Consider the following 23250-nt stretch of genomic DNA (forward strand, 5'->3'; position numbering starts at 1 on the left):
GGGGAGGTTCCAGAGCGGCCAAATGGGACAGACTGTAACTCTGTTAGTGTAAACTTTCGAAGGTTCGAATCCTTCTCTCCCCACTTTTTAGAGGCCAACTGCGGGAGTAGCTCAGCTGGTAGAGCGGCAGCCTTCCAAGCTGCAGGTCGCGGGTTCGAACCTCGTCTCCCGCTCAAGTCAATTATCAATTAACAATAAGCATTTAACAGACCGTCAGGCTGCCAAATGAACTGCTGTTAAATGTTAGTTGATAAATGTTAATTGAAAGAATAAGCCGTTTTAGCTCAGTGGTAGAGCACTTCCTTGGTAAGGAAGAGGTCATGGGTTCAAATCCCATAAATGGCTCAGATTACATTACAAGTCCTACGGCTCATATTTTCGGGCTGCGGGCACGGTTCTCTCAGGTAAGCGACGCACAGTTTTCTATTTCGTAGGGGCTGAGTCTCGCTTTCTTGTTGTAGGGTCGGATTTATCCTCAAATTCACTTCACCACCTCTTTTTTACTCTTTACAATGGCTAAAGAAAATTTCGACCGGTCCAAGCCGCACGTAAACATCGGTACCATCGGCCACGTCGACCACGGCAAAACGACCCTGACCGCTGCTATCACCATGGTGTTGGCAAACCAGGGCCTGGCCGAAAAGCGTGACTTCTCTTCGATTGACAATGCTCCCGAAGAAAAAGAGCGTGGTATCACCATCAACACCGCTCACGTAGAGTACTCCACCAAGAACCGTCACTACGCTCACGTTGACTGCCCCGGTCACGCTGACTACGTGAAGAACATGGTAACGGGTGCTGCCCAGATGGACGGCGCTATCCTCGTGGTAGCTGCTACCGACGGCCCAATGCCCCAGACCCGTGAGCACATCCTGCTCGCTCGTCAGGTAGGTGTTCCTCAGCTGGTGGTGTTCATGAACAAAGTGGACATGGTGGATGACCCCGAGCTCCTCGAGCTGGTGGAAATGGAAATCCGCGAACTCCTCTCGTTCTACGACTTCGACGGCGACAACATTCCGGTTATCCAGGGTTCGGCCCTCGGCGGCCTGAACGGCGATGCCAACTGGGTTCCCAAAATCAACGAGCTGATGGACGCGGTTGACTCGTTCATTCCGATTCCTGCTCGTCTGACCGACCTGCCCTTCCTGATGCCTGTTGAGGACGTGTTCTCGATTACTGGCCGTGGCACTGTTGCTACCGGTCGTATCGAGCGCGGCATCATCAACTCGGGTGAGCAAGTTGACATCCTCGGTATGGGTGCTGCTGCCGGCCTGAAGTCGACGGTTACGGGTGTGGAAATGTTCCGCAAAATCCTTGACCGTGGCGAAGCTGGTGACAACGTAGGTCTGCTGCTCCGCGGTATTGAAAAAGAAGCCATCCGTCGCGGCATGGTTATCTGCAAGCCCGGTTCGGTAACTCCTCACCAGAAGTTCAAGGCTGAGGTGTACGTTCTCTCGAAAGAGGAAGGTGGCCGTCACACGCCGTTCTTCAACAACTACCGTCCGCAGTTCTACCTGCGCACCACCGACGTTACCGGCATCATCTCCCTCCCCGAGGGCGTTGAAATGGTAATGCCCGGCGACAACATCACCATCACCGTTGAGCTCATCAACAAGGTGGCGATGGAGAAAGGCCTCCGCTTCGCTATCCGTGAGGGTGGCCGTACGGTAGGTGCCGGTCAGGTAACCGAAGTTCTCGACTAAGCTTTGGCTTAAGCAATAAAAAAGCCGCTCTCGACTTCTCGGGGGCGGCTTTTTTACGCTGAAACAGAAGGGCGTATTTGTTTTGTCCGCTGTTTCTCTTACCTTTGCACTCCCTTTGGCGAAATGCGCTAAGCGGGAATGTGAACAAACGAGTGTAGTTCAAGGGTAGAATAGAGGTCTCCAAAACCTTTGATGGGAGTTCGAATCTCTCCACTCGTGCAATCTGGGCCGGTTGGCCCGCTCCATAAGTTTCCAGCGGCAACGCTGTTTTTTCCTTAACCAATGGACAAACTGAGCAATTATTTCCGCACTACCATCGAGGAGATGCGCTACAACGTAACGTGGCCTTCGACGACGGAACTGCAAAAAAGCGCCGGTCTCGTGCTGATTGGCTCGCTCGTGTTTGCCGTGGTGGTAGGCATTATGGATGTAAGCTTTGAAACGGTTCTCAAAGCTTTCTATAACTCGTTTCGCTAATCAAAGTATAAGATGGGCGAATTGAAATGGTACGTGGTACGCTCAGTGAGCGGCCAGGAGAAGAAAGCCAAAAACTACCTCGAAACGGAGCTCGGTCGGCATAATCTGACTGAGCTTGTGCCGCAGGTGCTGATTCCGGTAGAGAAGGTGTTCGAGATGCGCAACGGCAAGAAGCGCGTGCGCGAGCGCAACCTCTACCCCGGCTACATCATCATCCACGCCGACCTCGGCCACGGTGAAGTTGACCACATCATCACCAGCACACCTGGCGTGATTGGTTTCCTCGGCGACAAAGACAAGAAGGACGCGGCCAATAACAAGCCCGTTCCCTTGCACATCTCCGAAGTGAATCGCATCCTTGGCATCGTGGACGAAGCCGAGCAGCAAACCACTGCTACTCTCGACAAGCCATACGTAGTAGGTGAACTCGTGAAAGTAGTAGACGGCCCGTTCAACGGTTTCTCCGGCAACGTGGACGAAGTATTCGAAGAGCGCAAGAAGCTCAATGTAGTCGTGAAGATTTTCGGCCGCTCGCAGCCGGTAGAACTCAGCTATACCCAAGTAGAAAAAGAGGTTTAATCCTCCATCAATTATACCACGCCGGCTAATTGCTCCGGGTCGGCGGGGCTTCCAACTAGGAGTTTATACAAACTGAGGCAAGCGCGAGTTACGACGTAGGAGCCACAGCCAACACAATCAAATGGCCAAAGAAATCAGAGGTTATCTGCGTCTGCAGATAAAGGGAGGCGCCGCGAATCCTTCGCCGCCGGTAGGACCTGCACTTGGTAGCAAAGGCTTGAACATCATGGAGTTTTGCAAGCAGTTCAATGCTCGCACCCAAGATAAAGCCGGCCAAGTTTGTCCTGTACTCATCACCATGTACACCGACAAGTCTTTCGACTTCGTGGTGAAGACAGCACCGGCTCCGGTGTTGCTCATGGAAGCTGCCAAGCTGCAGAGCGGTTCGAAAGAGCCGAACCGTAACAAGGTAGGCTCCGTGACGTGGGACCAGGTGCGCACCATTGCCGAAACTAAAATGGCTGACCTGAACGCCTTCAAGGTGGAAGCAGCTATGAAGCAGGTGGCAGGTACGGCGCGCAGCATGGGTATCACCATCAAGGGCGACTCTCCTTTTGCTGAATAATTAAAAGGAAAAACGACAGATGGCAAAAATCAGCAAAAAGCGCAAGGAAGCCCTTGCCAAGCACGACCTCACGGAAGTGCGCAGCCTCATTGAGGCCGCCAAAGTGGTGAAGGACATCACCTACACCAAATTCGATGCCTCGGTAGATATCGACGTTCGCCTCGGTGTGGACCCCCGCAAAGCGGACCAGATGGTTCGTGGCGTGGCCACCCTGCCCCACGGCACTGGTAAAACCGTTCGCGTTCTGGCTCTGGTTACTCCCGATAAGGAGGCCGAAGCTCTGGCCGCCGGCGCCGACTTCGTGGGTCTAGACGACTATATCTCGAAAATCGAGAAAGGCTGGACCGACATCGATGTAATCATCACCATGCCCGCCGTAATGGCTAAGGTAGGTCGCCTGGGCCGTGTGCTCGGTCCCCGTGGTCTGATGCCGAACCCGAAGTCTGGTACCGTTACGACCGACGTAGCCAAGGCTGTGCAGGAAGTGAAAGCTGGTAAAATCGACTTTAAAGTTGACAAAACCGGCATCATTCACTGCTCGGTAGGCAAAGTTTCTTTCAACGAGCAGATGCTGGCTGAAAACGCTCTGGAGATTATCCAGACGCTGGGTCGCCTAAAGCCTTCTTCCTCGAAAGGCACTTACATCAAGAGCATCACGCTCTCGAGCACGATGTCGCCTGCCGTTCCGGTAGACAGCCAAGTTAATTCCGCTAACTAATTAACCCAACCAAACATGACCAGGGAAGAAAAACAAGCCCTCGTGGATGAGTTGAGCGGAAAATTCCAATCGCACAACTCGTTCTACATCGTCGATGCTTCGGTGATGACGGTAGCGAAAATCAACGATTTCCGTCGTCTGTGCTTCAACCGCGGTATGGAATACAAGGTGTACAAAAACACCTTCATCCGTAAGGCGCTGGACACCCTCGGCCACGATACCACGGAGATGGACGCCGCGCTGAAAGGCTCGTCGGGCGTGTTGTTCTCGAAAGAGAGCGGCAACGCACCCGCCAAGCTGCTGCGCGACTTCTACAAAGCTCAGGCTTACCCCCGCGGTGTAGAGCCCAAGCCCGTGCTGAAAGGTGCTTATGTAGATGCTAGCATTTACATCGGCTCGAGTCAGCTCGAAGGCCTGACTACCATCAAAGGCAAGCAGGAACTGCTCGGTGAACTCATCGGCCTGCTGCAATCGCCCGCTAAGAATGTTATCTCTGCTCTGTCGAGCGGCGGCAACAAGCTGGCTGGTATCCTCAAAACGCTTTCCGAAAAAGAGGCCGCCTAAGCGCCACTTCTCTTTTTCGACTTCAATAATAAATTTTCAACAACACATTTTTTTAACAATCTACAGAAATGGCAGATTTGAAAGCATTCGCTGAGCAGCTTGTAAACCTGACGGTGAAAGAAGTAAACGAATTGGCAGGCATCCTGAAGGACGAGTACGGCATCGAGCCTGCTGCTGCTGCTCCCGTAATGATGGCCGGTGGTGGCGCTGCTGCCGCTGACGAAGCTCCTGAGGAGAAGACGTCGTTCGACGTTATTCTGAAGGCTGCTGGTGGTGCCAAGCTGGCTGTAGTTAAGCTGGTGAAAGACCTGACCGGCCTCGGCTTGAAAGAAGCCAAGGAATTGGTTGACGGTGCTCCCAAGCCCTTGAAAGAAGGCGTAACCAAAGACGAGGCTGAGTCGCTGAAGAAGCAGCTCGAGGAAGCCGGTGCTGAAGTAGAAGTTAAGTAATTTCTGCTCCTGAAGCATCTCCGGACCCGCTTCGAATAAGGATTAGACCTGGCAACTTAGCCAGGTCTTTTCCTGTTTGTAGTGTGTCAAAAGCGCGAGCTTTCTAGTTCGCGCTTCTTTGCGTCAGCTAATGCCACTGTTAATGTGAGCGTTAGGGAGTGCGGGTTCTGCCCCGTATTGCTGGCCAGCCGCCACCCTGGCTCCCAATATTACGCTTCTGTGTCCATCTTTTAATCCCCATCGCATTGGCTACACCGAAAGCAAAGACGGCCGCCCTGAAGAAAACGGCCGCCGAGCGAATCAATTTCGCCAAGATTAAGAAGGTTATTGAATATCCGGACTTCCTGGACGTGCAAGTACGCTCGTTCCAGGAATTCTTTCAGTTGGAAACCGCTGCTGAGCGTCGTTCTAACGAAGGATTGTTCAAAGTGTTCGCCGAGAACTTTCCGATTTCGGATTCGCGCGAAAATTTCGTGCTCAACTTTATCGATTATCACGTCGACCCACCGAAATATTCGGTTGACGAGTGCATCGACCGCGGCCTGACCTATTCGGTTCCCCTGAAGGCCAAGCTCCGGTTGATTTGCAATGATAAGGACAACGAGGACTTCGAGACGATTGAGCAGGAGGTGTTTCTCGGAAACATCCCTTACATGACCGTTAAGGGCTCGTTTGTTATCAACGGCGCCGAGCGGGTTATTGTATCGCAGCTGCACCGCTCGCCGGGCGTATTCTTCGCCCAGAGCAAGCACACGAACGGTACCAAGCTGTACTCGGCCCGTATCATTCCGTTCAAAGGCTCGTGGATTGAATTCGCCACGGACGTGAACAACGTGATGTACGCGTACATCGACCGGAAGAAGAAATTCCCGGTGACGACGCTGCTTCGCGCCATCGGCTACGGCACCGACAAAGATATTCTCGACCTGTTCGGTTTGTCGGAGGAAATCAAAGCCGACAAGAAAAACCTCAAGAAAGTAGTGGGCCGCAAATTGGCTGCCCGAGTGCTGCGCACCTGGACGGAAGACTTCGTGGACGAAGACACCGGCGAAGTAGTATCCATCGACCGCAACGAGGTGTTGCTGGAGCGTGATGCTACCATCGAGGATGCCGATATCGACGTGATTTTGGAGGCCGGCGCTAAGTCGGTAATCCTGCACCGTGAGAACGTGAACATCGCGGACTTCGCGATTATCTACAACACGCTGCAAAAGGACAACTCCAACTCGGAGAAGGAAGCCGTTGAGCAGATTTACCGCCAGCTCCGTAACACGGAAGCTCCGGATGAAGAAACCGCTCGCGACATCATCCAGAAGCTGTTCTTCTCGGACAAGCGCTACGACCTCGGGGAAGTAGGCCGCTACCGGATTAACAAGAAGCTGCAGATTGGCATGGACCAAGAGTCGCGGGTATTGACCAACCAGGACATTGTTCTGATTGTGAAGTACCTCATTGGTCTCATCAACTCCAAAGCCATTGTCGATGACATTGACCACTTGAGCAACCGTCGTGTGCGCACGGTAGGGGAGCAGCTCTACGCTCAGTTTGGCGTGGGTCTGGCCCGTATGGCGCGTACCATCAAGGAGCGCATGAACGTGCGCGACAACGAGGACTTCAAGCCGGTTGACCTGATTAACGCCCGTACTCTATCGAGCGTTATCAACTCGTTCTTCGGTACCAACCAGCTGTCGCAGTTCATGGACCAAACCAACCCGCTGGCCGAGGTGACGCACAAACGTCGCGTATCGGCTCTGGGGCCAGGAGGTCTGTCGCGTGAGCGCGCTGGTTTCGAAGTACGTGACGTTCACTACACCCACTACGGCCGCTTGTGCACCATCGAAACGCCGGAAGGACCAAACATTGGTCTGATTTCGTCGCTGTGCGTGCACGCTCGCGTGAACGCCATGGGCTTCATCGAGACGCCTTACCGCGACGTGAAAGCCGGCAAGGTGGACATGAGCGAGAACGTGAAGTTCCTGACTGCTGAGGAAGAAGATACCCACCACATCGCCCAGGCCAACTCCCTGCTCGATGAGAACGGTAAGCTGACTCAGGAGCTCGTGAAAGGCCGTTTTGAAGGTGACTTCCCCGTGGTAAATCCTTCGGAGTACTCCTACATGGACGTGGCCCCGAACCAGATTGTATCGGTAGCTGCTTCGCTGATTCCATTCTTGGAGCACGATGACGCCAACCGTGCACTGATGGGCTCGAACATGCAGCGCCAGGCAGTTCCCCTTCTCCGTCCCGAGGCTCCGATTGTGGGCACGGGTTTGGAAGGCCGCATTGCCAGCGACTCGCGTACGCTGATTATGGCGGAAGGTGAAGGAGAGATTGATTACGTTGACGCTAACAAAATCGTGGTGAAGTACGACCTCTCCGAGGACGACATCATGGTGAGCTTCGACGCCGAGCGTATTACATACGACCTCATCAAGTTCCGTCGCACCAACCAGGACACCTGCCTTAACCTGACGCCGCTCGTGAAGCGCGGCGAGCGGGTAACCAAAGGCCAGGCGCTTTGCGAAGGTTACGGCACCAACCAGGGCGAACTCGCCCTGGGCCGCAACATGCAGGTGGCATTTATGCCATGGCAGGGCTACAACTTCGAGGATGCCATCGTTATCTCGGAGCGCGTGGTTCGTGACGACATCTTTACCTCGATTCACATTGAGGAGTTTGAGCTGGAAGTGCGCGAGACCAAGCGCGGCGAAGAAGAGCTGACTTCGGAAATTCCGAACGTGAGCGAAGAAGCCGTGCGCAACCTCGACGACAACGGCATCATCCGTCTCGGTGCTGAAGTGAAGGAAGGCGACATCCTGATTGGTAAAATCACGCCCAAAGGCGAGACGGACCCGACTCCGGAAGAGAAGCTGCTCCGTGCCATCTTCGGCGACAAGGCCGGCGATGTGAAGGATGCTTCGCTTAAGGCGCCGCCCTCCTTGCAGGGTGTTGTTATTGGTACCAAGCTCTTCTCGCGTCCTAAGAAAGACAAAAACCTCCGGGCCAAGTCGAAGAAGGAAGTGGAAGACCTGAAGGCTACCTACGCGCAGGAGCTGCGTGGCGTGAAAGCCATCATGATTGACAAGCTGGTGCAATTGCTGGAAGGCAAAACGTCACAGGGCATCAAGCACCGCTTCGGCGAGGAGATGATTGCCAAGGGCGTGAAGTTCAACCGCAAGAACATCAACGAGGGGATGTTCCCCGAGAAGAACCCTTACAAGGACGAAAGCAACTACGCTGTTCCGGAAGAAGTGAACCTGTTCAAGGACCTGATTCTGGAAGGCTGGACGGCTGATGCCCGCGTGAATGGCCTGGTGCTGGAGTTGGTGCGTAACTACGCCAAGCGCCGCAACACCATCACTGCGAAATTCAAGCGTCAGCGCTTTACCCTGGAAGTAGGCGACGAACTGCCTGCCGGCATCGTGCAGCTTGCCAAAGTTTACATCGCCAAGAAGCGCAAGCTGAAGGTGGGTGATAAAATGGCCGGCCGCCACGGTAACAAAGGGGTTGTGGCCCGTATCGTGCGCGATGAGGACATGCCCTTCCTGCCAGATGGCACGCCAATGGACATCGTGCTTAACCCGCTCGGTGTACCAAGCCGGATGAACATCGGTCAGATTTACGAGACCGTACTTGGTTGGGCTGGTCTGAAAATGGGTCGCACTTATGCTACCCCAATTTTCGACGGTGCTACCGAAGACGAAGTTGCTCGTGAGCTGACCGAGGCTGGCTTGCCCGATTGGGGCCGTGCTTACTTGCACGATGGCTTGACGGGCGACCGTTTCGACCAGCCGGTAACCGTGGGCGTGATTTACATGCTCAAGCTGGGTCACTTGGTTGACGACAAGATGCACGCTCGTTCCATCGGGCCGTACTCGCTCATCACGCAGCAGCCGCTGGGTGGTAAGGCGCAGTTCGGTGGCCAGCGCTTCGGCGAGATGGAGGTGTGGGCATTGGAGGCCTTCGGTGCTTCCAACGTTCTCCAGGAAATCCTGACGGTGAAATCGGACGACGTGGTAGGTCGTGCCAAAGCGTACGAAGCCATTGTAAAAGGCGACGTTCTGCCTAAGCCGAACATCCCCGAGTCGTTCAACGTGTTGCTCCACGAACTCCGTGGTTTGGCACTGGAAATCACCTTGGAGTAGGTTTTTAGTTGTCGGTTGCTTGTTGTCAGTTGTTAGTTTCAATAAAGAGCCTAACAATTGACAACAAGCAACTGACAACTAATAATTGCCGGCAAGCCATACGAGCGGCTAACTGAGCAGCTCATGTAACGAAGGGTGCGAAAACGCTTCGGTGACAGATAAAGGAGAGGTTGTTCCGAGATATGGTCAGGACAGCAATTCACTCTCCGAGTTTCCTAACTGAAGGCCTTCCCATCCGTCAGCTGCCCCGGCAACTAGAATAAACGACCTTCTAAAAGGCTTTTGCGCATCATACCTATCTGGTCCGTAACGGCACTTTTCTAAGAGTCAAACTGTTTGGAACTCTTGCATTCTTCTGGCGAAGGATGAGGCGCCCAACAGCTCAAAGCCAACAGCTAACAGCTTAAAACCAATCAAATGGCTTTCGCAAAAAACAAGAAACTGGTACAGGACTTCTCCAAAGTCACTATTTCCCTGGCCTCGCCCGAAGCAATTCTGGAGCGTAGCACCGGCGAAGTAGTGAAGCCTGAAACCATCAATTACCGCACCTACAAGCCCGAAATGGGTGGCTTGTTCTGTGAGCGGATTTTCGGTCCGGTTAAGGACTGGGAATGCCATTGCGGTAAATACAAGCGCATTCGCTACAAGGGCATCATCTGCGACCGTTGCGGCGTGGAGGTGACCGAGAAGAAAGTGCGTCGTGAGCGCATGGGCCACATCGAACTGGTGGTGCCCGTTGCTCACATCTGGTACTTCAAGTCGCTCCCCAACAAAATCGGCTACCTGCTGGGCTTGCCCACCAAGAAGCTCGACCAGATTATCTATTATGAGCGGTACGTTGTCGTTCAGCCCGGTACGTTGGCTGAAGAAGGTGTGCAGATTCTCGACTTCCTCACCGAGGACGAGTACCTGGACATCATCGACAAACTCCCCCGGGAGAACCAGATGCTGCCCAACGAGGACCCCAACAAGTTCATCGCCCGCATGGGTGCCGATGCCCTGCACATGCTGTTGGAGCGCATCAATTTGGACGAGTTGAGCTACTCGCTGCGTGACTCCGCTGCTCACGAGACTTCGCAGCAGCGTAAAGCTGAGGCGTTGAAGCGTCTGCGTGTAGTGGAAGCTTTCCGTGACGCCGCTACCCGCGTAGAAAACCGCCCCGAGTGGATGGTAATCCGCATGGTGCCGGTGATTCCGCCGGAATTGCGCCCTCTCGTTCCGTTGGATGGTGGCCGTTTCGCTACGTCCGACTTGAACGACCTGTACCGTCGCGTTATCATCCGCAACAACCGTCTCAAGCGCCTGATTGAAATCAAAGCGCCCGAGGTGATTCTTCGGAACGAGAAGCGCATGCTGCAGGAAGCTGTTGACTCACTGTTTGACAACTCGCGTAAGGTGAACGCCGTGCGCGCCGAAGGCAACCGCGCCCTGAAGTCGCTGTCCGATATGCTGAAAGGCAAGCAGGGCCGCTTCCGTCAGAACCTGCTCGGTAAGCGTGTCGACTACTCGGGTCGTTCGGTAATCGTCGTGGGTCCTGAGCTGAAACTGCACGAGTGCGGTCTGCCTAAGAACATGGCGGCCGAGCTGTTCAAGCCGTTCATCATCCGCAAGCTCATCGAGCGCGGCATTGTGAAGACGGTGAAATCGGCTAAGAAAATCGTGGACCGCAAGGACGCCGTGGTTTGGGACATCCTGGAAAACGTGCTGAAAGGCCATCCAGTGCTCCTCAACCGTGCTCCTACGCTTCACCGTCTGGGCATCCAGGCATTCCAGCCGCGCCTCATCGAGGGCAAGGCTATCCAATTGCACCCCCTCGTTTGTACGGCCTTCAACGCTGACTTTGACGGTGACCAGATGGCTGTGCACGTGCCCCTGGGCCCGGCCGCCATTCTGGAAGCCTCCATGCTCATGCTGGCTTCGCACAACATCCTGAACCCCGCCAACGGCGCGCCCATCGCGGTACCGTCGCAGGACATGGTTCTGGGTCTGTACTACGTGACCAAAGGCAAGCGCAGCACCGACGACGAGAAGATTCAGGGCGAAGGCCGTGTGTTCTACTCGGACGAGGAGGTTGTGATTGCTCTGAACGAAGGCCAGCTCTCGAAGCACGCCTACATCAAGGTGCGTACGCAGATTCGTGACGAGAACGACGACTTGGTAACCAAGGTGGTTGACACCGTGGCCGGCCGCGTGCTCTTCAACCAGATGATTCCCGCAGAAGTGGGCTTTATCGATGAGCTGCTGACCAAGAAGAAGCTTCAGCAAATCATCTCGACGGTGTTCAAGCGCACGGGCATGGCCCGCACCGCGCAGTTCCTGGACGATATCAAGACCCTTGGTTTCCAGTCGGCCTACAAAGGCGGCTTGAGCATGGGTCTGGGCGACATCCAGATTCCGAAAGAGAAGGACGAACTGATTCTGCAAGCCCAGAACGACGTGAAAGCGGTAACCCAGAACTACCAGATGGGTCTGATTACCGACAACGAGCGTTACAACCAGGTTATTGACATCTGGACGCGTATCAACAACCAAATCACGGAAACGCTGATGGGTCGTTTGGAGCGCGAAAACCAGGGCTTCAACTCCATCTACATGATGATGCACTCGGGAGCCCGTGGCTCGCGCGAGCAGATTCGTCAGCTGGGCGGTATGCGTGGTCTGATGGCCAAGCCGCAGAAGTCGCTGCAGGGCTCGATTGGTGAGATTATCGAAAACCCGATTCTGTCTAACTTCAAAGAAGGCCTGGACGTAATCGAGTATTTCATCTCGACCCATGGTGCCCGGAAAGGTCTGGCTGACACGGCTCTGAAGACGGCTGACGCCGGCTACCTGACCCGTCGTCTGGTAGACGTTTCGCAGGACGTAATTGTGAACGAGCCGGACTGCGGTACCTTGCGTGGCATCGAAACCTTCGCGTTGAAAGACAACGAGGACGTCGTAGAGCCGCTGTCGGAGCGTATCCTGGGCCGTGTTACGGTTCACGACATCATCGACCCCATCACGGATGAGGTTATCCTGACTTCCGGTTCGGAAATCAAGGAAGACACGACCCGTCGCATCGATGCTACCGGCATCGAGTCCGTGGAGATTCGTTCGGTACTGACTTGCGAAAGCAAGCGCGGTATTTGCGCCAAGTGCTACGGCCGTAACCTGGCTTCGGGCCGCATGGTGCAGCGTGGCGAGGCCGTTGGTGTTATCGCCGCTCAGTCGATTGGTGAGCCCGGCACGCAGCTGACCCTGCGTACCTTCCACGTAGGTGGTACGGCTTCCAACATCGCGGTTGAAGCCAACATCAAAGCTAAATTCGCTGGTGTAGTTGAATTCGAAGACGTACGTACTGTGGCTACCACCACGCCGGAAGGTGTGAAAGGTGCCGTGGTGATGGGTCGCTCGGGCGAGATTCGCATCGTGGAGAAAGGCACTGGCAAAGTATTCACCACCAACCACGTTCCCTACGGCTCTTTCATGCTGGTAGAGGAAGGTCAGGAAGTGGAGAAAGGCCAAGAGCTGAACAACTGGGACCCCTACAACGCCGTTATTTTGGCCGAGTTCGACGGTACCGTTCAGTTCGACGCCATCACCGAAGGCATTACGTATCGTGAGGAGTCGGACGAACAGACCGGTCACCGCGAGAAGGTAATCATCGAATCGAAGGCCAAGGACCAGAACCCGTCCATCATCATCCGCCCCGGCAAGAAGGGCGATGCCGAAGGTCAGAAGGGTTACAGCATCCCCGTGGGTTCGCACTTGAACGTGGAGAACAACGATAAAATCAAGGCCGGTCACATCCTGGCTAAGATTCCTCGCTCCGTGGGCAAAACCCGCGACATCACCGGTGGTCTGCCGCGTGTTACCGAGCTTTTCGAAGCCCGGAACCCGTCGAACCCCGCTGTGGTATCGGAAATCGATGGCGTAGTAACCTACGGCACCGTGAAACGTGGCAACCGCGAAATCTACGTGGAGTCGAAAGACGGTGTCAAGAAGAAGTACATGGTGCCGCTGTCGAAGCACATTCTGGTGCAGGACAACGACTTTATCCGCGCCGGCATGCCGCTGTCGGATGGTGCCATTACGCCTTCGGACATCCTGAGCATTCAGGGCCCCGGCGCCGTGCAGGAATACCTCGTGAACGAGATTCAGGAAGTATACCGCTTGCAGGGTGTGAAAATCAACGATAAGCACATCGAGGTGGTAGTTCGCCAGATGATGCAGAAAGTTGTGATTCTGGATGCCGGTGACACGTCGTTCCTCGAAAATCAGGTGATTGATAAAATCATCTTCATGGCCGAGAACGACATGATTATCGACATGAAAGTCGTGACCGAAGCCGGTGACTCGACCAACATGAAGCCTGGTCAGATTGTGAACGCCCGTAAGCTTCGCGACGAGAACAGCAGCCTGAAGCGCCGTGACCTTGCTCTGGTGCAAGTGCGCGATGCTCAACCTGCCGTTTCGCGTCCGACGCTGCAAGGCATCACGCAGGCTTCGCTGGGTACGGCCTCGTTCATCTCGGCCGCTTCCTTCCAGGAAACGACCAAGGTGCTGAGCGAAGCCGCCATCCGTGGCAAAGCCGACCAGCTCCTAGGCTTGAAGGAGAACGTAATCGTCGGTCACCTCATCCCGGCCGGTACTGGCTTGCGCGAATACACGCGTCAGGTAGTAGGCTCGAAAGAGGAAATGGAGGCTGCTCAACAAGCCGCCAAGGCCGCCGAGGAAGTAGTGCCTGCCAAGCGGCCCAGCCGCGCTGGCAAGCGCGAAGTATCGGCCGAGTAATCTGCCGTAGGTTTGTAGTGGAAAAGCCGACTGGGGTAACCCGGTCGGCTTTTTTGTTTTTCTTTGGGTAGGGCTGAACCCAACAGAACGTCATGCTGAGCTTGCCGAAGCATCTTTACCGCTTCGTTGAATGAATGCCCACACGGTATGTACGTTTACATCCTTACCAATACCGGCCGTACTGTCTTATACATCGGCGTAACCAGGAACCTTGTGCGACGCTTGTATGAGCATCTAATTGGTTATGGAGACGCTAGCAAGTTCACTGGCCGCTACCAAGCCGATTTACTAGTTTACTTTGAACTCTTGCCCGATGCTACCCAAGCCATTGCCCGCGAAAAGCAACTGAAAGGATGGAAAAGAGTAAAAAAGACGCACTAATAGATTCCTTAAATCCTGATTGGATTGACATCGATTTGGAAACTTGGCAGGGCTAACAACGAAGCGGTAAAGATGCTTCGGCAAGCTCAGCATGACGTTCTACTATAATGTTCTAACAATAACCCTATGCAACCAACCGACCAAAACCCAGACCCAAACGCCATCAACATTGAGCTTTCCGAAGCCATGGCCGAAGGCGAGTATGCCAACCTCGCCATGATTGCTCACAGCAACAGCGAGTTTGTAATTGACTTTATCCGCATGATGCCCGGTCTGCCCAAGGCCAAGGTAAAGGCGCGTATCGTCGTCACGCCCGAGCACGCTAAGCGCCTCCTGCAAGCCCTGACGGAAAACATAGAGCGGTTTGAAGCCGCCTTTGGCGCTATCAAAATGCAGAATGAAGCTCCGAGCTACCCAATGAACTTCGGTGGCGCGGTAGGGGAGGCCTAAGCTGAACCAGAAGCAACAGCTGCCAAAGCGCCTCCATTTTCTAGTGGAGGCGCTTTTGTTTTCAGAGAAAATCGGGGTGTTCAAAAATTAACATCCTCACTCTGTTTGCTATTGCGCCGAAATAATCTTACCTTTGCAAGCCAAATTTTAGGGGCAAACGGCTCCAAACAAACCAATCGCTAAATGCCAACCATCAATCAGTTAGTACGGAAAGGCCGTGAGGCTTTGACTACCAAGTCGAAGTCGCCCGCCCTTGATTCGTGCCCGCAGCGTCGGGGCGTGTGCACCCGTGTGTACACCACCACGCCTAAGAAGCCGAACTCGGCTATGCGCAAAGTGGCCCGTGTGCGCCTTACCAACGGTAAGGAAGTAAACGCATACATCCCCGGTGAAGGCCACAACCTCCAGGAACACAGCATCGTGCTGATTCGTGGCGGCCGGGTTAAAGACTTGCCAGGTGTTCGCTACCACATTATCCGTGGCGCCCTGGACACCGCCGGTGTAAGCGGCCGGACCCAGCGTCGTTCTAAGTACGGTGCCAAGCGTCCGAAGCCCGGTCAACCCGCAGCAGCCGCTGGCAAGGGTGGCAAAGGCGCACCAGCTAAAAAGAAATAATTTATTAGTTGTCAGTTGCTAGTTGTCAGCTGTTAGGTTGTTTAACATCCTCAACAGCTGACAACTAGCAACTAACAACTGACAACTAAATAAACCAATGAGAAAGTCTAAACCAAAGAAGCGCATCTTGCTGCCGGACCCTAAGTACAAGGAGACGCTGGTAACCCGTTTCGTGAACTACATGATGTACGATGGTAAGAAAAACCTGGCGTACACCATCTTCTATGACGCTTGCGACCTCGTGGAGCAGCGCACCAAGGAGAGCGGCCTCGAAATGTGGCGCAAAGCGTTGAACAACGTGATGCCCACCGTGGAAGTAAAGAGCCGCCGTGTAGGTGGAGCTACCTTCCAGGTTCCGATTGAAGTGCGCGCTGACCGCCGCATTTCGGTGGGTGCTAAATGGATGATTCAGTACGCTCGTCGTCGTGGTGAGAAAACCATGAAGGACAAGCTGGCTGGCGAAATCATCGCTGCCGCCAAAGGCGAAGGTGCTGCCGTTAAGAAGAAAGACGACACCCACCGCATGGCAGAGGCCAACAAGGCCTTCTCGCACTTCCGTTTCTAAACTGGAAATTTGGGTTTGGGGTCTTAGGGACTTGGATTTATTTGACGGACTGTTCTGTTAAACGACCCGAGACCTGAGACCCCAAATTTCTAAGCCCTAACCACTATCATGGCCGTAAATAAAGAACTTTACTACCTCCGCAACATCGGAATTATGGCGCACATCGACGCCGGTAAGACCACGACGTCGGAGCGTATCCTGTATTACACGGGTAAAACCCACAAAATCGGGGAAGTGCACGACGGTGCCGCCACGATGGACTGGATGGAGCAGGAGCAGGAGCGCGGCATCACGATTACCTCGGCTGCCACGACTACTTTCTGGAACTACCCCACCGACATCAAGGGTGACCCGACTGCTGACACTAAGCAGTACAAAATCAACCTGATTGACACCCCCGGCCACGTTGACTTCACGGTAGAGGTAGAACGTTCGCTGCGTGTGCTTGACGGCGCTGTTGCTTTGTTCTGCGCCGTTTCGGGCGTTGAGCCGCAGTCGGAGACTGTATGGCGTCAGGCTGACAAGTATAAAGTACCCCGCATTTGCTTCGTCAACAAGATGGACCGTGCCGGCGCTGACTTCTTCAAAGCCGTTCTCGAAATCAAAGACAAGTTGGGCGCTAACCCAATTCCGTTGCAGATACCGATTGGTGCCGAAGACACGTTCAAAGGCGTAGTTGACCTGCTGACTGGCAAAGCCATTGTGTGGGACGATAAAACCGAAGGCAAATCCTACGACGAAATTCCCGTTCCCGAGGACCTCGTTGAAACGGTAGCCGAATGGCGTCAGAAGCTCGTGGAGAGCGTAGCTGAGTACGATGACGCGTTGCTGGAGAAATTCTTCGACAACCCCGATTCCATTACCCGCGATGAAATGATGGTTGTTATCCGCCAGGCGGTTATCGACATGAAGTTCTCGCCCGTATTGTGTGGTTCGGCTTTCAAAAACAAGGGTGTTCAAACGATGCTGGATGCCGTTATGGCTTACTTGCCTTCGCCGCTTGACATGCCCGCCATCATCGGTACCCACCCCGAGACTGGCGAGGAAATGGAGCGTCACCCCGACAACTCCGAGCCTTTCACCGCTCTGGCGTTTAAAATTGCTACTGACCCCTTCGTAGGCCGTCTGTGCTTCTTCCGCTGCTACAGCGGCGTGCTGGATGCCGGCTCTTACGTACTGAACAACCGCACCGGCAAGAAGGAGCGTATCTCGCGCCTGATGCAGATGCACTCCAACAAGCAGAACCCAATTGATAAAATCCAGGCGGGTGACATTGCAGCTGGTGTTGGCTTCAAAGACATCAAAACCGGCGATACGCTGAGCGAAGAGAAGAACCCCATCGTCCTCGAGTCGATGAGCTTCCCCGAGCCCGTAATTGGTTACGCCATTGAGCCTAAAACTCAGGCTGACGTCGACAAAATGGGCATGGCCATCGCCAAGCTTATCGAAGAAGACCCTACCCTGAAGGTTAACACCGACCCCGAAACCGGTCAGACCGTGTTGCGTGGTATGGGCGAGCTCCACTTGGAAATCATCATCGACCGCATGCGTCGTGAATTCAAAGTGGAAATCAACCAGGGTGCGCCGATGGTAGCTTACAAGGAGGTTCTGACCAAGAAGGTCGACCACCGCGAAACCTACAAGAAGCAGACCGGTGGCCGCGGTAAATTCGGTGACATCGTGTTCGAACTCGGCCCGAAAGAGACCGAGCCCGAAAAGCCCGGCTTCGAGTTTGACAACGCCATTGTAGGCGGTGTTATTCCTCGTGAATTCATCCAGCCCATTCAGAAAGGCTTCGAAGAGGCTATGCGTCAGGGGCCGTTAGCTGGTTTCCCTGTTGAGGGCATGAAAGTGCGTCTGTACCATGGTTCCTTCCACGACGTTGACTCGGATGCCCTGTCGTTCGAACTCGCTGCTCGTGGTGGTTTCCGCGAAGCTGCCCGCCAGGCTGGCCCGAAATTGCTCGAGCCCATCATGAGCGTGGAAGTAGTTTGCCCCGACGAGTACACGGGTCCCGTAACCGGTGACTTGAACCGTCGTCGTGGTTTGATGAAAGGCATGGACACCAAAGGCGGTGCTCAACTGATTAAAGCCGACGTTCCGTTGTCCGAACTGTTCGGTTACGTAACCGCGCTCCGCACGATTTCGTCGGGCCGTGCTTCGGCTTCGCTCACGTTCTCGCACTACGAGCAAGTGCCGAGCAACTTGGCTGAAGGCATCATCGCCAAAGTAAAAGGAGGTAAATAAGCTTTTCTAACGGGGGCAATCGGCCCCCACCAATTCCAATGAACCAGAAAATTCGCATTAAGCTGAAAAGCTACGACCACAACCTCGTAGACAAATCGGCCGAGAAAATCGTGAAAGCTGTGAAGGCCACCGGTGCCATCGTAAGCGGCCCGATTCCTTTGCCGACCCAAAAAGAGAAGTTCACCGTGTTGCGCTCGCCCCACGTGAACAAGAAGAGCCGGGAGCAGTTCCAGCTTTGCACCTACAAGCGCCTCGTGGACATCTTCTCGACTTCGTCGAAGACGGTAGATGCTCTGATGAAGCTGGAATTGCCCAGCGGCGTTGACGTAGAAATCAAAGTCTGAGGATTCAATTTCAGTCTTAAATGAGAAAAGCCCCACTGCGATTCGTCGCAGTGGGGCTTTTTCTTTGGAACTTGCACCGGTACTATTTAGCCCACATGCAAACTGTATTCACTTTGGCCCGCTTGCAACGAGCAAGTCTTTTCTTCAGTAGCTGTGTCATCATTGGTATTTTCATTGCCAATTGGTTTCGGATACTTCCAAGTATCGGCGTGGCAGGAATAGCGGTTACAGGCATTGTTTACGCCTGCACCTACCGTCGGATAGCGAACTGGGAGATGTGGCCCGTGTTCGGAAGCTTATTCTCGCTTTATCTATTATTCCTCTCACAGGGGCTAAACACCGATACGGCCAACCTTGGCGAGTACTACCGTGACATAGTGCTGAAGTTGCCTTTTGTGGCGCTGGTTTTAGGGTTTTGGCTAATGCCTGCAATGCCAAGTCGGTATTTGCGCTGGTTGTGGATTCTATTAATTGGCCTGACGACGGTTGCGGCGGTTGGAGCGACAATCAACTATTTGCTGCACTTCCGTGAAATCAACGAACTGTATTTGCATTCTAAGGTCATGCCAACGGAGCCAGACCATATCCGATTTAGTCTCATCATTACCCTAGCTATTGCAGTTGGAGTGCTCTTGTTGGTGCACCAAGCCATATTGCAAAAGTGGCGTCCTTGGCTAATTGTTACCATCGTCTTACTAGCAGCTTTTTTGCATTTGCTGTCTGTTCGTAGTGGTCAATTGACTTTCTACGCATTATCGGGCTTAGCCATCATCTGGCTTGTTCTTAAGAAGAAGCTATGGAAACAGGCAGCCCTAATAGTGACTGCTTTAATACTATTGCTTGCAATTAGCTTCATAGCGTTTCCAACCTTTAACAACAGAGTATATAACACACGCCTTGATGTAAGTAAGGTCAAGCAAACATCAGCGAAACAAGGGAAGAAGTACTCAATAGCTGCCCGTGTCTACTCATATAAAGCCGCTCTAGGCGTTTGGCGAGATAATAAAGTGCTGGGGGTAGGGAAAGCAGACTTGGAAGGGGAGATGGCCAAGCGTTATGCCATCTTCTATCCTGAGATGGAATCTGAGTATTACATCTTGCCTCATAACCAGTACCTCTACAATCTTGCTGCTCACGGGGGGCTAGGTCTTCTGGTATTTGTTGTCGGCATGTTTTACCCAGCTTGGTGGGCTAGGCGCAAAAAGGCTCCGCTACTTCTAGCACATTATGTAAGTATTGCACTATCGTTTTTGGTAGAATACACTTTGGAAACGCAGATAGGTTTGGCCTACGTGCTATTTTTCTTGTTGCTGGCGTTACAAGGGTCGATGCCTACCGAGGATAATGACCCACTTTGGCGGCCTGCGTAAAGCCTCGATTTTTACATAGAAGGGTAAGCTAACAGCCTCAGCTAGAAAATATTTCTAACTGTCGTTGTGATTCCCGGAGCTTTTTTCCTATCTTTGCACTCCCTTAGCGAAAACGGCACTCGGTCGTTTTCTTTTTGTGTCATTTAATCATTAACAGAATGCCTGGCATCATCGGTAAGAAAATCGGTATGACAAGCCTCTTCACTCCGGATGGGAAAAACATTCCCTGCACGCTCATCGAAGCGGGTCCGTGCGTAGTGACGCAGGTTAAGACTATCGCGAATGACGGCTACACCGCCATTCAAATTGGGTACGGCGAGAAAAAAGCCAAGAACACCACCAAAGCTTTGGTTGGTCACTTCGCTAAAGCCGGTACCACCCCCAAGAAAAAATTGGTTGAATTCCGCCTCGACGCCGAATCGACCTACGCCGCTGGCGCTACCATCGACGCTACTCTGTTCGCAGAAGGCGAGTTTGTGGACGTAGTGGGTACTTCTAAAGGTAAGGGATTCCAGGGTGTTGTAAAGCGTTACAACTTCCAGGGCGTTGGCGGCCAGACTCACGGCCAGCACAACCGTCTGCGTCACCCAGGTTCTATTGGTGCTTGCTCCTGGCCTTCGCGCGTATTCAAAGGAATGCGCATGGGTGGCCGCATGGGCAATGACCGTGTAAAAGTGCAAAACCTGAAGGTGATGCGCGTAGTGGGTGATAAGAACCTGATTCTGGTGAGCGGCTCGATTCCCGGTGCTAAGAATTCTTACGTGGTAATCGAGAAATAGACTATAATATGGAACTCTCAGTTTATAGCCTCAAAGGCGAAGACACCGGCCGCAAGGTGACCCTGTCTGACGCCATCTTCGGTCTCGAAGTAAACGAGCACGTGATGTACTTGGACGTGAAGCAGTACCTGGCCAACCAGCGCCAGGGCACGCACAAGTCCAAGCAGCGCAACGAGGTGCACGGCACCACGAAGAAGCTCAAGAAACAAAAAGGTACGGGCGGTGCCCGTGCTGGCAGCATGAAGTCGGGTGTGTTCGTAGGTGGTGGCCGGATGTTCGGTCCTCAGCCCCGCGACTACAGCTTCAAGCTGAACAAGAAGACTAAGCGCGTAGCTCGCCTCTCGGCTCTGTCGAGCCTGGCTAAAGATGGCAAAATCTCCCTCGTGGAGAACATCGCCATGGATGCTCCCCGCACCAAGGACTTCCTCGCCATCCTGAACGGCCTCAAGCTGAACAATGGCAAAAAGACCATGCTTGTTACCGGTGAGGTTAACAAGAACGTTGTTCTCAGCGCCCGCAACCTGCAGAAAGTGACCGTGTCGACGCCCATCGGCCTCAACACCCACGACTTGCTGAACACGGACACGCTGCTGATTTCGGAAGACGGCATGGCTTCATTGGTTGAACTCTATAGCACCGCCGAATAATGAGCACGCTGAAACGCCCCATCGTGACCGAAAAGGCCACCGGCCTCAACGAAAAAGGTCGCTACACTTTTGAAGTGGAGCGCACGGCCAACAAAGTGCAAATCAAGAAGGACATCGAAACGCTGTACGGCGTGACGGTAACCGACATCAACACGATGCGCACCATTGGCAAAGTAAAGTCGAAAGGCACCAAGACCGGCCAGGTGACCGGCCGTCGCGCCCACGGCAAAAAAGCTATTGTTACCGTGAAAGAAGGCGATGTAATCGACTTCTACGGCAACTTGTAGGCCTACCGCTTCGCCACATAATTTTTCGCCGCAAAAGCACAACTAGCTAGTAATGGCACTTAAAAAACTCAGACCAACCAGCCCAGGGCAGCGCTTCCGCGTTGCGCCGGCGTTCGACGAGATAACGACGTCGACCCCGGAGAAGTCCTTGATGACTTCCCTCCCCAAATCGGGTGGCCGGAACTCTTCCGGTAAAATGTCCAACCGCTACATCGGCGGTGGTCATAAAACCCAATATCGTATCGTGGACTTCAAGCGCGACAAAGCCGGTGTTCCGGCCGTGGTGAAGACCATCGAGTACGACCCCAACCGTACCGCCCGTATCGCTCTGCTGAACTATGCAGACGGCGAGAAGCGCTACATCATCGCACCCGCCGGCATGACCGTGGGTACGACGGTTGTATCGGGCACGGGCGTAGCTCCCGAAGTGGGCAATACATTGCCGCTGCGCGAGATTCCCCTCGGTACCATCCTCCACAACATTGAGTTGCAGCCCGGTCAGGGCGCGGCCATGGCCCGCTCGGCTGGCACCTACGCCCAAATCGTAGCCCGCGAAGAGAAATACGCCACGTTGAAATTGCCTTCCGGCGAAATGCGCATGGTCCTCGTGACTTGCATGGCCACGGTTGGTACCGTTTCGAATGGTGACCACATGAACACCCGGATGGGTAAGGCAGGCCGTAACCGGTGGGCTGGTCGTCGTCCTCGCGTTCGTGGTGTAGCCATGAACCCAGTCGACCACCCCATGGGTGGTGGTGAAGGCAAATCGTCGGGTGGTCACCCACGTAGCCGCAACGGTATTTTGGCTAAGGGCCAGAAGACCCGCAACAAGAACAAGTATTCGGAGAACCTGATTGTGAGCCGCAAAGGCAAGAAGTAATATATGGCACGTTCACTCAAAAAAGGGCCGTACATTGACTTCCGGCTGGAAAAGAAAGTCACGGCACTCGAAACGGCTGGTAAGAAATCGGTGGTAAAGACTTGGTCGCGCCGCTCGATGATTTCCCCCGATTTCGTTGGCCACACGTTCGCTGTTCACAACGGCAATAAGTTCATCCCGGTGTATGTGACCGAGAACATGGTAGGACACAAGTTGGGCGAATTTGCCCCGACGCGTAACTTCCGTGGTCACGTCGCCAAAAAAGATAAAGGCAAGCGCTAAGATGGAAGCAGTAGCAAAACTCCGCAATGTGCCGACCTCGCCTCGTAAGATGCGTTTGGTGGCCGACCTCGTGCGCGGCAAGAAAGTAACGCAAGCCCTGGGCCTGCTGCGCTTCGAAGCCAACATCGGCGCCGAGAAGATTGAGAAACTGCTCCTTTCGGCCTTGGCCAACTGGCAGCAGCACAACGAAGAAGAGCGGATTGAGGACGCAAACCTCTACATCAGCGAAATCTTCGTGGACGAAGGACGCCAGCTGAAGCGCCTGCGCCCCGCCCCCCAGGGCCGTGGCCACCGCATTCGCAAGCGCAGCAACCACGTGACGCTGAAAATCGACACGAAAGTGGAGAAACTCGGCAAGAAAACCACCGAGCACGCCAAGCAAGTTGGTACTACCGAAAAACCTAAGGCCGACGCCAAATCCTAATTTAGT

22 protein-coding genes and 4 tRNA genes are annotated in these 23250 nt (G+C 53.9%); all 26 read left to right on the forward strand.

The window, feature by feature from the left end; all coding sequences use genetic code 11:
• The 26 genes from BMZ66_RS16935 (at window position 1) to rplV (ending at window position 23244) form a co-directional block, all read left to right on the forward strand.
• Window positions 1-83 (forward strand) — tRNA-Tyr (locus BMZ66_RS16935).
• A 17-nt stretch (window positions 84-100) separates the two neighbouring features.
• Window positions 101-173, forward strand: a tRNA-Gly gene (locus BMZ66_RS16940).
• Between the two features lie 100 nt (window positions 174-273).
• Window positions 274-345, forward strand: a tRNA-Thr gene (locus BMZ66_RS16945).
• Window positions 346-512: 167 nt separating this feature from the next.
• The gene (tuf, locus tag BMZ66_RS16950) at window positions 513-1703 is read left to right on the forward strand and encodes an elongation factor Tu (RefSeq protein ID WP_046245268.1); all 1191 of its coding nucleotides are present in this window, start codon (window positions 513-515) and stop codon (window positions 1701-1703) included.
• 148 nt (window positions 1704-1851) lie between these two features.
• Window positions 1852-1922, forward strand: a tRNA-Trp gene (locus BMZ66_RS16955).
• 63 nt (window positions 1923-1985) lie between these two features.
• Entirely contained in the window at window positions 1986-2180 is a 195-nt protein-coding gene (gene secE / locus BMZ66_RS16960; protein ID WP_092676393.1) for a preprotein translocase subunit SecE, read from the forward strand.
• A 12-nt stretch (window positions 2181-2192) separates the two neighbouring features.
• On the forward strand, window positions 2193-2759 hold the full coding sequence (gene nusG, locus BMZ66_RS16965) for a transcription termination/antitermination protein NusG (RefSeq protein WP_068191701.1): 567 nt from the start codon (window positions 2193-2195) through the stop codon (window positions 2757-2759).
• A gap of 121 nt (window positions 2760-2880) precedes the next feature.
• Window positions 2881-3324, forward strand: a complete 444-nt coding sequence (gene rplK, locus BMZ66_RS16970; protein WP_068191703.1) for a 50S ribosomal protein L11 — start codon at window positions 2881-2883, stop codon at window positions 3322-3324.
• Between the two features lie 19 nt (window positions 3325-3343).
• Window positions 3344-4042, forward strand: a complete 699-nt coding sequence (gene rplA, locus BMZ66_RS16975) for a 50S ribosomal protein L1 (protein WP_092676396.1) — start codon at window positions 3344-3346, stop codon at window positions 4040-4042.
• Between the two features lie 15 nt (window positions 4043-4057).
• On the forward strand, window positions 4058-4606 hold the full coding sequence (gene rplJ / locus BMZ66_RS16980) for a 50S ribosomal protein L10 (RefSeq protein WP_092676399.1): 549 nt from the start codon (window positions 4058-4060) through the stop codon (window positions 4604-4606).
• Window positions 4607-4674: 68 nt separating this feature from the next.
• Window positions 4675-5055, forward strand: a complete 381-nt coding sequence (rplL, locus tag BMZ66_RS16985; RefSeq protein ID WP_092676402.1) for a 50S ribosomal protein L7/L12 — start codon at window positions 4675-4677, stop codon at window positions 5053-5055.
• A 275-nt stretch (window positions 5056-5330) separates the two neighbouring features.
• Window positions 5331-9200 carry a DNA-directed RNA polymerase subunit beta gene (gene rpoB / locus BMZ66_RS16990; RefSeq protein WP_177204800.1) on the forward strand — a complete coding sequence of 1290 codons (3870 nt, stop codon included), beginning with the start codon at window positions 5331-5333 and terminating at the stop codon, window positions 9198-9200.
• A 417-nt stretch (window positions 9201-9617) separates the two neighbouring features.
• A complete protein-coding gene (gene rpoC, locus BMZ66_RS16995; protein ID WP_092676407.1) occupies window positions 9618-13973 on the forward strand; it encodes a DNA-directed RNA polymerase subunit beta' in 4356 nt (1451 codons plus the stop codon).
• Between the two features lie 147 nt (window positions 13974-14120).
• Window positions 14121-14354, forward strand: a complete 234-nt coding sequence (locus BMZ66_RS17000) for a GIY-YIG nuclease family protein (RefSeq protein ID WP_369407603.1) — start codon at window positions 14121-14123, stop codon at window positions 14352-14354.
• Window positions 14355-14480: 126 nt separating this feature from the next.
• Window positions 14481-14804 carry a DUF3467 domain-containing protein gene (locus BMZ66_RS17005; protein WP_092676410.1) on the forward strand — a complete coding sequence of 108 codons (324 nt, stop codon included), beginning with the start codon at window positions 14481-14483 and terminating at the stop codon, window positions 14802-14804.
• 183 nt (window positions 14805-14987) lie between these two features.
• Window positions 14988-15419 (forward strand): 30S ribosomal protein S12, encoded by a 432-nt coding sequence (gene rpsL, locus BMZ66_RS17010; protein ID WP_068191715.1) that lies wholly within the window; start codon window positions 14988-14990, stop codon window positions 15417-15419.
• Between the two features lie 97 nt (window positions 15420-15516).
• Window positions 15517-15984 carry a 30S ribosomal protein S7 gene (rpsG, locus tag BMZ66_RS17015; RefSeq protein WP_035567919.1) on the forward strand — a complete coding sequence of 156 codons (468 nt, stop codon included), beginning with the start codon at window positions 15517-15519 and terminating at the stop codon, window positions 15982-15984.
• Window positions 15985-16092: 108 nt separating this feature from the next.
• On the forward strand, window positions 16093-18231 hold the full coding sequence (fusA, locus tag BMZ66_RS17020) for an elongation factor G (protein ID WP_092676413.1): 2139 nt from the start codon (window positions 16093-16095) through the stop codon (window positions 18229-18231).
• A gap of 38 nt (window positions 18232-18269) precedes the next feature.
• Window positions 18270-18575 carry a 30S ribosomal protein S10 gene (gene rpsJ / locus BMZ66_RS17025; RefSeq protein WP_035567915.1) on the forward strand — a complete coding sequence of 102 codons (306 nt, stop codon included), beginning with the start codon at window positions 18270-18272 and terminating at the stop codon, window positions 18573-18575.
• A 95-nt stretch (window positions 18576-18670) separates the two neighbouring features.
• Entirely contained in the window at window positions 18671-19945 is a 1275-nt protein-coding gene (locus BMZ66_RS17030; protein ID WP_177204776.1) for an O-antigen ligase family protein, read from the forward strand.
• A 158-nt stretch (window positions 19946-20103) separates the two neighbouring features.
• Window positions 20104-20724, forward strand: coding sequence for a 50S ribosomal protein L3 (rplC, locus tag BMZ66_RS17035; RefSeq protein ID WP_092676419.1), 621 nt, complete (start codon window positions 20104-20106; stop codon window positions 20722-20724).
• A gap of 8 nt (window positions 20725-20732) precedes the next feature.
• Window positions 20733-21371 (forward strand): 50S ribosomal protein L4, encoded by a 639-nt coding sequence (gene rplD / locus BMZ66_RS17040; protein WP_092676422.1) that lies wholly within the window; start codon window positions 20733-20735, stop codon window positions 21369-21371.
• The gene (rplW, locus tag BMZ66_RS17045; RefSeq protein WP_092676425.1) at window positions 21371-21658 is read left to right on the forward strand and encodes a 50S ribosomal protein L23; all 288 of its coding nucleotides are present in this window, start codon (window positions 21371-21373) and stop codon (window positions 21656-21658) included. Before rplD ends, rplW begins: the two co-directional genes overlap by 1 nt.
• Window positions 21659-21710: 52 nt before the next feature.
• A complete protein-coding gene (gene rplB / locus BMZ66_RS17050; RefSeq protein WP_092676428.1) occupies window positions 21711-22538 on the forward strand; it encodes a 50S ribosomal protein L2 in 828 nt (275 codons plus the stop codon).
• A gap of 3 nt (window positions 22539-22541) precedes the next feature.
• The gene (gene rpsS, locus BMZ66_RS17055; protein WP_068191730.1) at window positions 22542-22820 is read left to right on the forward strand and encodes a 30S ribosomal protein S19; all 279 of its coding nucleotides are present in this window, start codon (window positions 22542-22544) and stop codon (window positions 22818-22820) included.
• 1 nt (window position 22821) lies between these two features.
• Complete coding sequence (gene rplV / locus BMZ66_RS17060) at window positions 22822-23244, forward strand: 50S ribosomal protein L22 (RefSeq protein ID WP_070727270.1); 423 nt, start codon at window positions 22822-22824, stop codon at window positions 23242-23244.
• Window positions 23245-23250 lie beyond the last annotated feature (6 nt).

Origin of the sequence: Hymenobacter arizonensis (assembly GCF_900115775.1) — a bacterium.
Lineage (GTDB): Bacteria > Bacteroidota > Bacteroidia > Cytophagales > Hymenobacteraceae > Hymenobacter > Hymenobacter arizonensis.